The organism is Pseudomonas sp. FG-3G (assembly GCF_901007645.1).
In the GTDB taxonomy this organism is placed as follows: domain Bacteria; phylum Pseudomonadota; class Gammaproteobacteria; order Pseudomonadales; family Pseudomonadaceae; genus Aquipseudomonas; species Aquipseudomonas rhizophila.
In genome coordinates this window covers 54,684-68,056 of sequence record NZ_CAAKGZ010000020.1, presented here as the reverse complement: position 1 = coordinate 68,056, position 13,373 = coordinate 54,684, and the positions used below count along the sequence as shown (strand labels likewise).

Annotated in this window: 10 protein-coding genes; 7 read left to right on the top strand and 3 right to left on the bottom strand. The window is 60.2% G+C overall.

Annotated features, from left to right (window positions below; genetic code table 11):
- Positions 1–55: 55 nt before the first annotated feature.
- The 3 genes from PSEUDOMOFG3G_RS10050 to PSEUDOMOFG3G_RS10040 all read right to left on the bottom strand — a co-directional run bounded on the left by PSEUDOMOFG3G_RS10050 (position 56) and on the right by PSEUDOMOFG3G_RS10040 (position 4,144).
- Positions 56–1,810 carry an acyl-CoA dehydrogenase gene (locus PSEUDOMOFG3G_RS10050; RefSeq protein ID WP_139049833.1) on the bottom strand — a complete coding sequence of 585 codons (1,755 nt, stop codon included), beginning with the start codon at positions 1,808–1,810 and terminating at the stop codon, positions 56–58.
- 57 nt (positions 1,811–1,867) lie between these two features.
- Positions 1,868–3,109, bottom strand: coding sequence for a thiolase family protein (locus PSEUDOMOFG3G_RS10045; RefSeq protein ID WP_076384201.1), 1,242 nt, complete (start codon positions 3,107–3,109; stop codon positions 1,868–1,870).
- Positions 3,110–3,211: 102 nt separating this feature from the next.
- Positions 3,212–4,144, bottom strand: coding sequence for a LysR family transcriptional regulator (locus PSEUDOMOFG3G_RS10040; protein ID WP_107322826.1), 933 nt, complete (start codon positions 4,142–4,144; stop codon positions 3,212–3,214).
- Positions 4,145–4,266: 122 nt separating this feature from the next.
- Between PSEUDOMOFG3G_RS10040 and PSEUDOMOFG3G_RS10035 the strand changes: the two genes are divergently transcribed.
- The 7 genes from PSEUDOMOFG3G_RS10035 (at position 4,267) to PSEUDOMOFG3G_RS10005 (ending at position 13,320) form a co-directional block, all read left to right on the top strand.
- Positions 4,267–5,979, top strand: a complete 1,713-nt coding sequence (locus PSEUDOMOFG3G_RS10035) for a dihydroxy-acid dehydratase (protein ID WP_107322827.1) — start codon at positions 4,267–4,269, stop codon at positions 5,977–5,979.
- Positions 5,976–7,259, top strand: a complete 1,284-nt coding sequence (locus PSEUDOMOFG3G_RS10030; RefSeq protein ID WP_139049832.1) for an aconitase X catalytic domain-containing protein — start codon at positions 5,976–5,978, stop codon at positions 7,257–7,259. Before PSEUDOMOFG3G_RS10035 ends, PSEUDOMOFG3G_RS10030 begins: the two co-directional genes overlap by 4 nt.
- On the top strand, positions 7,256–7,738 hold the full coding sequence (locus PSEUDOMOFG3G_RS10025) for an aconitase X swivel domain-containing protein (RefSeq protein ID WP_047225577.1): 483 nt from the start codon (positions 7,256–7,258) through the stop codon (positions 7,736–7,738). Before PSEUDOMOFG3G_RS10030 ends, PSEUDOMOFG3G_RS10025 begins: the two co-directional genes overlap by 4 nt.
- A gap of 91 nt (positions 7,739–7,829) precedes the next feature.
- A complete protein-coding gene (locus PSEUDOMOFG3G_RS10020) occupies positions 7,830–9,107 on the top strand; it encodes an FAD-dependent oxidoreductase (protein WP_139049831.1) in 1,278 nt (425 codons plus the stop codon).
- Positions 9,108–9,189: 82 nt separating this feature from the next.
- Positions 9,190–10,554, top strand: a complete 1,365-nt coding sequence (locus PSEUDOMOFG3G_RS10015; protein WP_047225575.1) for an MFS transporter — start codon at positions 9,190–9,192, stop codon at positions 10,552–10,554.
- Between the two features lie 119 nt (positions 10,555–10,673).
- A complete protein-coding gene (locus tag PSEUDOMOFG3G_RS10010; protein ID WP_139049830.1) occupies positions 10,674–11,903 on the top strand; it encodes an OprD family porin in 1,230 nt (409 codons plus the stop codon).
- 52 nt (positions 11,904–11,955) lie between these two features.
- Positions 11,956–13,320, top strand: coding sequence for an MFS transporter (locus PSEUDOMOFG3G_RS10005; protein ID WP_139049829.1), 1,365 nt, complete (start codon positions 11,956–11,958; stop codon positions 13,318–13,320).
- Positions 13,321–13,373 lie beyond the last annotated feature (53 nt).

Genomic DNA, 13,373 nt, shown 5'->3' with positions numbered 1-13,373 from the left:
GACCCTATCCGGGTTTGAGTACCCGCGCTCGGGCGAACACCCCCGCCCTCGCCCCTCAGATAAACGCCAGGGTAGCCCGAGCATCCACGATAGCAGCCAGATGCTGTGCCAGCCTGGACGGCAGGTAGTCAAAAAAGAACCCCGCGCTTTGCAACTTGCCGGCGCGTAGCGGATCCGTTTCAGGCAATGCCCTGGAGACCCGGGCTGCCCGCGCCCAGGACAAGGCCAGCAGCGTTACGCCACACAACTGGAGGAAATCCCCTGCGATTCGATAGGGGTATTCGCGGTCTTCTCGTGTCCGTTCGACCACGTCCTCGACCACAGCCGCCAGCGAGTTGCAGAGATTTTCCAGGGCCGCGGCGAACCCTTGGCACTCAACCCAGTCGCCACCCAGCCGCGCCTCTTCGCGCAGCTGCGCCAGCAGCAAGCCAAACGCCTGGCCATGGTCTCCCAGCACCTTGCGCAGCAGCAGGTCATTGGCCTGAATTTCGTTGCTGCCCTCATAGATCATGGCAATGCGGCTGTCACGCAAGGTCTGCTCAATGGCGAACTCGGTGACACAGCCGTAACCGCCGAACACTTGCAAGGAGCTGCTGGCTTGGCGGAAACCCTGTTCGGTAAAGAACGCCTTGATGATCGGCGTCAACAGCTGCGCCAGTTGACTGGCATGCTGCCGGGTCTGTGGATCCACGGCATGTTCGGCCTGATCCAGCAAATGGGCGGCCCAATAGCCGATGGCTCGCATGCCTTCGCTGGCAGCGCGCAACTCCAGCAACACCCGGCGCATGGCCGGATGATAGTGAAGCGGGTCGGCAGCCTGCGCTTGCACCCCTTCGGGTCTCAGCGGTGCGCGCATCTGCAAGCGCTCGGCGGCATATTTCCTCGCGTTCTGCCACGCCACTTCGGTATGCCCCAAGCCTTGCAGGCCGACATGCAAGCGCGCCGAATTCATCATCACGAACATCGCCGCCAGGCCCTGATTGGCTTCGCCGATCAACCAGCCTTGAGCGCCATCGAACACCAGGGAGCAAGTGGCACTTCCCTTGATACCCATCTTGTGTTCAAGACCGTCGCAGCGCACACCGTTGGCCTGGCCATCGTCCAGTCGCTTGGGCACCAGAAACAGCGAGATGCCGCGACTGCCCGACGGCGCATCGGGCAAGCGTGCCAAGACCAAGTGCAGGATATTTTCCGTAAGGTCGTGCTCGCCGCCGGAGATAAACAGCTTGTTACCATGCAGGCGATAGCTGCCATCTACGCCAGGCTCGGCGCGACAGCGCAGCAGGCCGACATCGCTGCCTGCCTGGGGCTCGGTCAAACACATGGTAGGCAGGGTTAGGCCACTGACGATCTCAGGCAGATAGCGCTCTTGCAGCCAAGGAGCACCATGGCTCTTGAGGCACAGGTACGCACCGTAGACGATGCCGGTGTACATGGCCCAGGCATGGTTGCTGGCATAGAGCATCTCTTGCAGCGCGGCATCGAGCAATTGCGGCAACCCCTGTCCACCCAACGCCTCGCCACAAGCCAGCGCTGGCCAGCCACCGTCAACGTAGGCCTGATAGGCACTGGCAAAGCCGTCCGGGGTACTGACATGGCCTGCCCTCCAACGGCAACCCTGACGATCGCCACTGCTGTTCAACGGGGCCAGCACGTTCTGAGTGAAGCGCCCCGCCTCCTCCAGCACCTGCATCGCCAACGGCAGATCAAGCGCATCGAACGCCTGACAGCGACGCCATGTGGCGGGCGCCTGCAACCAATGCTCAAACACAAATTGCATATCGCGCAGAGGCGCCTGGTAGCTCCACATAAGTCACCTCGTCAGGATATAAAACAGACCGCCCCACCACTGCGGGCGGGCATAAACTCAGGTGTGGCAGGTCGGATTCTCGATCAACAACGCCATGCCCTGGCCACCACCGACACATGCTGCGGCTATCCCGTAGCGCAGATTGTGCTGGCGCAACTGCCTGGCCAGGGTCATGACCAACCGCAGGCCGGTAGCAGCCAGTGGATGCCCGACGGCCAAAGAGCCCCCCTGGACGTTGAGCTTCGTATGATCCAGCTCCAACTCCTGCGCGACAGCCAGTACCTGGGCCGCCTGGGCTTCGTTGATCTCAAAACGGGCAATGTCATCAAGGCTCAATCCGCTGCGTTGCAGCAACAGACGGATCGCTGGTGCCGGGCCGATGCCCATGAACTCCGGGGCCACACCGACCACCGCGCTGGCCAGCAAGCGAGCCAGGGGCACACGCGTGCAGGCCGAGCCTCGTCCTACCAGGGCCGCCGCCGCACCATCGACGACTGCGCAGCTATTACCGGCGGTTTGTACACCCCCCACATGTAACGCCCGCAGGCGCGATAGAGCCGACAAGTCAGTAGGTCGTGGATGGCTGTCCTGGGTGACGATACCGGTGCCGCGCGGCAGGCTGATGCCCCTTGGCTGATAGCCTTCCAGTTCGAACACCTGGTTATCGATGGGGACGATTTCCTCACACCAGGCACCTGCGCGCTGGGCCTGCAAGGCTCGCTGATGACTGTCGCACGCATAACGGTCCACCGCCTCGCGACACAGATCATAGCGTCGCGCCAGGTTGTCGGCGGTGGCGATCATATCCACCCCGGGGGCCGGGTCGTACAGGGCTTCCCAGAGAAAATCCTTGAATTGCACCTCGCTACCGAGACGAAACCCGTTCCGGTGGGTGTAGGCGGCGATCGGATTGCGTGACATCGATTCACTGGCCACGCACAAGGCTAACTGAACGTCATCGCGCAACTGTTCAGCAGACTGGCGCAGCAGCTCAAAGCCGGTGGCGCAGATGCGCTGTACCCCCAGCGCAGGAACCGTTTGCGCCACGCCGCTGTACAACCCGATGTGCCGCGGCAACAAATAGGCGTCAAAGCTGGCTTGGGCCATGGAGCCGGCCAGCACGCTGTCTACGGCCATAGGATCGATGCCGGCCCGGGCCAGCACCTCACGAGCAACCTTGATCCCAAGATCGATAGGCGAAACCTGGGCCAGGGCACCACCAAGATCAACCCAGGGGGTGCGCACCGCATCGAAAATCGCTACATCGACAAAGGCTGAATATTGCCCTGCACTGCTCACGCCCTGAGCTCCATGGCTTCTGCTCTCTTGTTGCGCACTTGAAGGTGAGCAAAAAACTAACCGGCCATATTAGTTATGTCAATTAACTATTTCCGATACCTATTAAATCTGTATCTGGTCTGCGGGAGAAAAGTCATCGAGCAATTCAATGAAGGATTGTCGCAACCAGCGGTTCGCTGGGTCATGGTGGAACCGCGTATGCCAGTAAAGGTGAATGTCGTATCCGCAAATATCCCAAGGCAGCGGCACCAGGCGCACATCCGTGATGTCGGCAAACCTGCGTCCGACTGCCAAGGGTACAGTGGCGATCATGTCGGACTCGGCCACCAGAAATGGCACGCCCATAAACCGTGGCAGGCTGAAACGCACTCGACGGGTGATGCCGTGGCTCGCCAGCTCACGATCCAGTCCACTCATTCCACGCCCGTCAGGCTGGACCGCGACATGCATTGCGCTCTGGTATTGCTCGGCGCTCATGCTGTCACCGATGGTGGGATGATCACGACGAACGATGCAGACAAACGAATGGCGATACAACGCGCGATGCCGGATCGAGGTATTGAGCAAGCGCGGAAAATAGCCGATTGCCGCGTCCACCTCGCCGGCATCCAGCCCCTCCTCCAACTGCTCCGAGGACAACGCCAGGGTACGGATTCTTAACTGGGGCGCCTTACTGTCGAGCATTCGCATCAACCTGGGCAGGAACACCATTTCGCCGATATCCGACATGCACAGCACCAGTTGTCGCTCGGAGTGTTCGGCAATGAAACCGGTGGATGGCAACACCTCGCTGCTGACCATCTCCAGAATCCGTTGCACCGGCTCAGCGATCTGCAGGGCCCTGGCCGTAGGTTGCATGCCACGTGAAGTGCGAATGAACAATGGGTCATCGAACAGCGTGCGCAACTTGGCCAACGCGAAGCTCATGGCTGGCTGGCTAAGCCCCATGAGATCACCGGCCAGGGTCACGCTTTGCTTTTTGCGCAGCGCATCGAAGACTTTCAGCAGGTTGAGATCGACGTCCTTGATATCCATATTTTGGATTTTATCTATAAGTAAAATAAGGTTTTCGGATTCTAGGTCGAAGCCTAGACTCGGTACAAGATCGTTAAGGTAATTAACCGAATCGACATCTAATAAAAACAACGGAGCGAATCATGCCCAAGAAGCTACGCAGTAATTTCCCCTACGGATCCTACTTGTGGGCTGTGCGCGCCGCCCAGTGGCGCGCCTTGGGCATTGAGGAGAGCGAGCTGGAAAAACCGAAAATCGCCATCGTGAACTCGTCCTCGAACCTGGCGATTTGCTTCAGTCATCTGGATGGTATCGCTGCCAGCCTCAAGCAATCGATACGCGATGCCGGTGCGCTGCCCTTCGAAATTCGTACGGCCGCGCCCAGTGACTTCATCACCGGAGCCGGTGCGGGAGGCGCCTATATGCTCGCCGCCCGAGACCTCATCACCAATGACATCGAAGTCGCGGTCGAAGGCGCTCAGCTCGACGGCATGATCTGCCTGGCCTCTTGCGACAAAACAGTACCCGGTCAGTTGATGGCAGCTGCCCGGCTGAACATCCCGACGTTGATCGTAGTGTGCGGGTATCAGCCAAGCGGCGAATACAATGGTCAGCACGTCGATATCGAAGATGTATTCATCAGCTCCATGCACGTGGTCACCGGCACACTGCCCGTCGAGGAACTGGCCGGCATGGCACGCAACGCCATCAGAGGGCCTGGGGTCTGTTCGGGCATGGGCACCGCCAACTCCATGCATCTGGTATGTGAAGCCTTGGGCATGGCCTTGCCCGGCAGTTCCCCTATTGCAGCAAATAGCCCGCAGATGTTCGATTTCGTTCACCAGGCAGGCAAGCGCATTGTGGAAATGATCGAGGAAGATCTCAAACCTCGCGACATCCTGACGCCTGCTGCCTTTGCCAACGCCGTTGCGACAATTCTTGCTGCGGGAGGCTCGGTCAACACCATCAAACATATGCAGGCGGTGGCGGCTGAAGGTGGCATTGACGTGGACGTGTACCAACTCTTCAGGAAACTGGGAAAAAAGATACCGGTGCTGGTCGGCGTACGACCAGTGGGCGAACACAGCATTGAGCAAATGGAAGCAGCGGGGGGTGGCCGTGGGCTGCTCAAGCGCCTTGAACCTTTGTTGCACGGTGACGTGCTGACCGTCACCGGCAAAACCCTGACGCAAAACCTGCAGGGGGTGACCGTCAGTGACGACGAGGTGATCCGCCCGTTGCACGCTCCCTTTGCCACGCAACCGGCCATCGTGATGCTGCGCGGCAACATTGCCCCGCAGGCCGGCATCGTCAAATACGGCATCGACCCGCGCAAGCCACGCCAGTTCAAGGGCCCCGCGATCTGCTTCGAGCGCTCCGCCGATGCCATCCAAGCGTTGCAGGATGGACGCATTCAGCCCGGCCATGTCGTGGTCATGCGGGGCGCAGGTGTACAGGGCGGGCCCGCCATGGGCGGTGGCGCCTCGAAGGTAGTGTTCGCCATTGACGGGGCCGGGCTGGGTGACCACGTGGCAATGCTGACCGACGGTCACCTCTCGGGGCTGGTGTGCAAAGGCCTGGTCGTGGCGGAGGTGGCTCCTGAGGCAGCCGTCGGTGGCCCCCTCGCACTGGTGGAAGACGGGGACATCATCGACATCGACCTGGATCTCAACACCCTTGACGCCAATATCAGCGAAACACAAATGCAAGCCCGACGCGCCCGCTGGATACCTGCGGCCCCCCAGTTCGGTGGTGGCTGGCTGGATATATACCGCCACAATGTGTCCTCCATGGAACACGGTGCGGTGTTGATAAAGCCACTGGATATCACCCATCCCGGGGAGCAACCGCAATGAAGTTGCGCGACGACGAAAAAGCCATGCTCGCTGGCGATCAAGGTCCGGCGGTGCAAAAAGCCATGGAGTTGCTGGTGCGCTATGGCGAAGCCCTGGATGCGCAATGTCTGGTGGATACGCGCAATGTCGCCGGTACCATCGGAGCCACCACGCCCTTTCTGCGTCAGTACGCAGACCAAAATGGCGGTATGGATGCGGTGTTCAGCGAGTTCAACCTCGACAGCGCCGAATTGGTCAAGATTCCTCGGGTCAAGGTCCCGAGCAGCCACCTGCAGCAAGGCATCGACCCCCGGCACGCTGTACGCCAAGGCATCTCGCCAGACGTGGTCCGCATCTATGAAACAGGTCAGGCTTACAGCAGCGGTCTGGGGGTACAACCCTTGAATACCTGTACGCCCTATCAAGTCGGCAACGTGCCGGTAAAAGGCGAACACTGCGCATGGATGGAATCCTCTGCGGTGATCTATATCAACTCGGTACTCGGTGCCCGCACCAATGCCGAAGGCCGGGAAAGCACGGGCGCGGCGATGCTGACCGGCAAGATCCCCTATTGGGGCCTGCACATCGAGGAAAACCGTCGCGGTACCCACCTGATCCAGCTGGACATAGACGTGAGTACCACGGCTGACTGGGGATTGCTCGGCTACTGGGTCGGCGAGCAGGTGCAGGACCGCATCCCGGTCATCCAAGGCGTGAGTCACCAACCCAACCTGGCTCGCCTCAAGCACTTCGGGGCGGCGGCGGCTTCCAGCGGTGGGGTGGAGATGTATCACCTGGTTGGGGTGACGCCTGAAGCCCAAACCAGCGAGCAGGCGTTTGGCGCGTCCCCTCCCCTGGCCGCAATACGCTTCGGCGAGGCCGAACGGCGCTGGGCCTACGAGCAAGTCAATATCACCGCTCGCGATGACGAGATTGACTTCGTGATGCTCGGTTGCCCGCACTACAGCCTCGAACAGATCTGGGAGGTCTGCCAATTGCTGGAAGGCCAACGCCTGAGTCCGAATACCGAGCTCTGGATATTTACGGCGGCGTCGATCAAGCAACTGGCCGACGTCGCCGGCTACACCCGCATCATCGAACAGGCCGGAGGGCATCTGATGACCGATACCTGCTCAGCCATTGGCAAGGTACTTCCCACGGGCACGCGGGTGGCGGCAGTCGATTCGGCCAAACAGGCGCACTACCTGCCGGCGATCATGGGTATCCAGGCGTGGTTCGGTAGCACCGCCGATTGCGTCCAGGCCGCCATCGAGGGCCGTTGGAAAGGAGTATTGAGATGAGCACAACCTTCACCCTCAAAGGCCGCAAGGTCGTCGGCGGCTGTTTCGAAGGCGAGGCCCTGGTGACCCGGGACCGCATCTCCGGCTGGGGCGGTATCGACCCGCGCAGCGGCACCGTCATCGAGACCCGTCACGAACTCAAGGGCATCAGTTTCGCCGGCAAAGTGCTGGTGTTTCCCGGCGCCAAAGGCTCGTCCGGCTGGTCTTCGCAGTTCCATATCGCCCGTCTCGCCGGCGTAGCCCCTGGCGCCATGTTGTTCAACGAAATGACCGCAAAAATGGGCCTTGGCGCCGTAGTCGTCCATGCGCCCGCCATGACCGACTTCACCGAAGACCCGTTGAGCCGGATTCAAACCGGGGATTGGGTTCGCGTCGACGCCGACGCCGGGACCGTTGAAGTGACTCCGCGTCAGCTGCAAACCGACCAGTTCGTATCGCAACACCCGACCGGGTCGGAGCGAAGGCGAGACCTGTCGTAACCGGAATCTGCCAGCCGCAACAACCGCTCCCGTGACCCTCGGTCATCGGGCTCGGGATCGGCTGCCCTTTTTACATCTCAAAGGTAGTTTTATGGCTCATGTCATTCGCACGGTACGCCGTACCAGCGCCCCCACCGCTCAACGCTTGCAGGCCGACGTATGCATTGCCGGCGCGGGTATTTCCGGTATTTCCGCCGCTCTGGAGGCCGCTGCGCTCGGCAAACGCGTAGTGCTGTTCGATGCCCTGCCGATGCTCGGCGGTCAGGCGGTCGGCTCAATTATCGGGACCTTCTGCGGGCTGTTCTCCAATGGTCCTAACCGCCGGTTGCTGACCCACGGTATCGCCGACGACATCCTGCGTGACCTGGGCGCCTCGGGGGACTTGCACCAGGCCATTGGCCCCCTGACGACTGTTGTTTACTACGACGAAGTTGCCTTGGGTCGATGGATTGGCCAGAAAGTGCTCGACGCCGGGATCACCGTGGTGCTCGGTGCGGTGTTACGCGATGTCGTGCGCGAAGGTCCGCGGATCCGCGAAGTGGAACTGGCCACTCGCTACGGCGATGTGCGTGTCGCAGCCAACGGCTTTATCGACGCCAGCGGAGACGCGGCGTTAGTCTGGAATGCCGGACTTGCCTGTCGCGAGCCGGACACCCCCATCTATGGCACCCAGATGTTCGTCCTTGAGCATATCAATGAAGCGTACTTGCCCACCCGCGCGCAGTTCACCGAACGGGTCAAACAAAAAGCCAAAAGCTACGGTATCGAACGCGACGACGGACTGTTCTTTCAGTTCCCCGGCCGTGGCACCGCAGCCTTCAACATGACTCACATCGAAACGCCTCTGGATCCGGTGGCCGCTTCCCATGTCGCGATCGCCGGACGCCAGCAGGTGGACCAGGTCATCAACTTCCTCAAGTCGGAATACCCCGAGGTCTACAGCAAGGCCAAGGTACGGGCGTACGCGCTGCCAGGTATTCGCCAGACCCGCTGGATCGTCGGACATCACCATCTGACGACTGACGAAGTGCGGGCGGCAACGATATTCCCGGATGCGGTAGCTCGCACCTCCTGGCCGGTGGAATTGCACGGCAATACCAGCGGTTACCAGTGGGAGCCCTTTGGTGACGATCACGTTCACAGTGTGCCGTTGCGCAGCATGCTTGCCCAAGGCAGCGATAACCTGGTCGTGGCCGGTCGCTGCATCGACGCCGATGCGGCCGCGCTGTCGAGTGTCCGGGTGATGGGCCCCTGTATCGCAATGGGGGCCGCTGCGGCCCACGCGCTGGACCTCGCGGGCCCCGATGGCAGGTTGAGTGATATACCTGCCCCGGCATTGCGCGAGCGGCTGGCGTTCAATCTGGAATAGTGCTTAAAGCAGTTCGACGCGCCCACCATCCATAGGGGGGGCGCCACTCCAACAAAAATAAAAAATGCACTGGAGAACGCACATGTCACAGTCCCGCACCCTGGACGTAGCGGCGCTTATAGAAGGTCGCAAACTTTCACGCTTCAACTACGTGGTGATTCTGGTCTCGGTTCTGATCACCTTCCTCGATGGTTTCGATTTGCTGGTGCTGTCGCACACGGCCTCCTACATTGCCGATGAGGTCGGTCTGGACAAGATCCAGCTGGGTGAGATTTTCTCCATCGGCCTGCTGGGAATGATGCTCGGTGGATTCTTCTTCGGCTACCTGGGTGACCGAATCGGGCGGCGTCCCACCATTCTTCTTTCCACCTGCTCATTTGGCGTGTTGACCTTGCTGTTTGCCTTGGCCAACAGCTATGAATCGCTGATGGTCCTGCGCTTTCTCAACGGCTTTGCCCTAGGTGCCATGCTGCCGTTGTGCTGGGCCTTGAACATTGAGTTCGTACCCAAGCGTTATCGCTCGACGGTGGTGACCATCATCATGGTCGGATTCAGCCTGGGCAGCGCGATGGCCGGCCCGATCACCGTCTGGCTGGCGCCGCATATCGGTTGGCAGGGCGTGTTCGTGTTCGGCGGTGTACTGACCCTGGCCGCCAGCGTGCTCCTGTTTTTCACCCTGCCCGAATCGGTGCGGTTTCTGGCCAGCAAACGCAAAGGCCCGGAAAAAATCACGGCAACGCTCAAGCGTATGGATTCGAGCCTGGATGTGCGACCTGGCGACCGCTTCGTCCTACTGGACGAGCCGGATCTGGGCCGCAAGGAATTTCGGGTCAGCCAGCTGTTTATCGGCCGCCTGAAATGGGTTACCCCGATGATCTGGCTGGGCTACTCCGCCAGTTCCATGGCCATGTACTTTCTCGCCTCGTGGAGTCCACTGGTCTATCAGTACGCAGGCTTTGACCGCGCGACAGCTTCGTGGGTCAGTTCGATCGCCTCGTTCAGCGGCGCAATGGCGGGCTTGGCGATGATGCGTTTCGTCGATACCCGCGGCCCTTACATGGTGATGATCTATCCGCTGCTGGCATTGCCTTTCCTGCTGGTATTGGGCATCACCGGCATGCAGGGCACCGCGTTCCTGATGCTGAGCCTGGTCGGGGCCGTGTTCGTCAAAGGCTCCCACTATGGAATCCTCAGTATCGCCGGGGTCTTCTACCCCAGCGCTATCCGCGCCAATGGCGCGGGCTGGGCCACCTCGATCGCCAAGATCGGCTCGATCCTCGGCCCATTGCTGGGCGCTTATGTACTGAACAGCGGAATGCCAGTGGTCAAGAGCTTCCTGGTCCTGGCCATATGTCCGGCAATGCTGGCCGCCTGTGCATTCGCGATCGGTCACCTGACCCGCCACGACCTTGCGGTGGATCCATTGCCCGCCCCGTCACAGACGTGACCGCCTGCCTCTGATTCACAACACCTTGAGCCACGCCTGCTGCGCCGCGTCGTCACCGACGCGGTCAGGCAAAACTCGCCCTGAATAATCGTGTTCCCTCTCCTGAGAGCAATAAAAAAATGAACAGGAATCTAGCCTTCTTCACCGCATTTGCATTCTTCTGCCACGGCAGCTACGCCCAGGCAGACTTTCTCAAGGACAGCAGCGCGACGTTGACCACGCGCAATTTTTACCTCAATCGCGACTTTCGCCAGAGTGGCGCCCCCCAGGCCAAGGCCGAAGAATGGACCCAAGGTTTCTTCGCCGAACTTCAGTCTGGCTACACCGAAGGTACCGTTGGATTTGGTCTCGACGCCTTGGGTGAACTGGGGATCAAGCTCGACTCGGGCCGAGGTCGACGGGGCACCGCACTGTTGCCCTACGGGCCCGACAGCAACCAGCCTGTCGACGAGTACAGCGAACTGGGGCTGACCGCCAAAATGCGTCTGTCCCAGACCCGGCTCAAGGTAGGAACCCTGATGCCGATTCACCCGCTGGCGTATTACAGCGACACCCGACTATTGCCCTCGACCTTCACCGGTGCCTACCTGACGTCGAACGAAGTCGAGAACCTGACCGTCACCGCAGCGAGATTGACAGAGGCTAACGGTCGCGACTCCTCCAGTAATGACGACATCAGCTATGCCGGCCAGAGCAGCGATCATCTGGACCTGCTCGGCGGAGACTATACGCTGGGCAAGAACCTGACCCTGCGCTACCACCAGGGTGAGCTGCAGGACATCTACCGCCAGCACTTTTCCGGAGTGATTCACGTCCTGCCACTGGGGGAAGGCATGAGCCTGCGCTCCGATTTGCGCTACGTCGACAGTAGCGACACAGGCGCGGCAAAAGCCGGGAAGATCGATAACCGCAACTTCAATGGCATGTTCACTTTGACCGTCGGGGCCCAGCGATTCGCCGCCGCGTTCCAGCACCTATCCGGAGACAGTGTGTTCCCCGTGATCGACACCGGTACTCCGTATGTGGCGAACCTCGTCACCTACAACTCCTTCACCAAAGCCAACGAAAAATCCTGGCAACTGCGTTACGAATATGACTTCGCCGCCCTCGGCATGCCAGGCCTGACGTTCATGACCCGATATGTGAAAGGCAGCGATATCCGCACCAGTACGGTCAACGACGGCACTGAGTGGGAACGTGATACCGACCTGACCTACGTCTTCCAGAGCGGTGCCCTGAAGGGCCTGAACCTGCGCTGGCGCAACGTCACGTACCGCTCTGGGGATGGTCTGACCCAGCAGCTCGATGAAAATCGCCTGATCGTCGGTTACACCTGGAAATTGTGGTGAACACGGCAAGCCGGAACACGCTCACTTGGGTCTTACTGTGTGGAGAGCAATCATGATCCCGTCACGCGCAATTGACGTCGCCGCCTTGATTGAGGGGCGCAAACTGTCGAGTTTCAACTATCTGATCATCTGTGTGTCGGTGCTGATCACCTTCCTCGACGGCTTTGACTTGCTGATGCTCTCCCATACCGCCGCCTACATGGCCGAGGACATTGGCCTGGATAAGTTGCAACTGGGCAACATCTTTTCCATAGGTTTGTTCGGCATGATGTTGGGTGGATTCTTTTTCGGTTATCTGGGTGACCGGATCGGCCGTCGCCCGACCATCATCCTGTCCACCAGCGCCTTTGGCCTGATGACTTTGCTGTTCACCCTAGCCGATAGCTACGCCTCGCTGCTGATCTTGCGCTTTCTCAATGGCTTTGCCTTGGGCGCCATGTTGCCACTCTGCTGGGCTCTGAATATCGAGTTTGTGCCCAAGCGCTACCGTGCAACCGTGATCACAATCATCATGGTTGGCTTCAGCCTGGGTGGCGCGGTTGCCGGCCCCCTGACCGTGTGGATGGCTCCACACTACGGCTGGGCCAGTGTGTTTGCGCTGGGCGGCATTGCAACGTTGCTTTCCAGTGTGCTGTTGTTCTTCACCCTGCCAGAATCGGTGCGATTTCTGGTGAGCAAGCAAAGACGGCCCGAAACCGTGGCGCGGATCCTCAGGCGCCTGGATCCGGGCATCGATCTTCGCGCCGGGGACCGCTATTTTCTTGCCGATGAAATCGACATCGGCCACCGACCATTCCGTGTCGGACAGTTGTTCATCGGCAAACTGAAATGGATCACTCCCATGATCTGGATTGGCTTTGGAGCAAGCTCCATGGCCATGTATTTTCTCGCGTCATGGAGCCCGCTGGTGTACCAGTACGCCGGCTTCGACCGGGCGACCGCGTCATGGGTGAGCTCCTTCGCCTCGTTCAGCGGCGCCATGGCCGGGCTCGTATTGATGCGAGTGGTCGACACCCGGGGGGCCTACGCCGTGATGATCTATCCCCTGCTGTCGTTACCTCTTCTGCTGGTCCTGGGCATTGGCGAACTGCAAGGAGACGCCTTTATTGCACTGAGCCTGATGGGCGCTATTTTCGTCAAAGGCAGCCACTACGGCATCACCAGCATCGCCGGGGTTTTCTACCCCAGTGCCATTCGCGGCAACGGCGCCGGATGGGCAGCGTCAATGGGTAAGATCGGTTCTGTATGCGGGCCGTTACTCGGGGCCTATGTGCTCAACAGCGGCATGCCCGTGGTGAAGAGCTTCGCAGTACTGGCTCTATGCCCTGCGGTACTTGGAGTGTGTGCCTATGTCGTGGCACGCATTGATCGGCGCTCAACCGTGAGCGCCGAGCTTGTGACCACGTCGCAGCCCTAGAAACACTCAACGCAGCAGCGACGCAGATCATGCAAGTCAAGGAGTCACGTCCA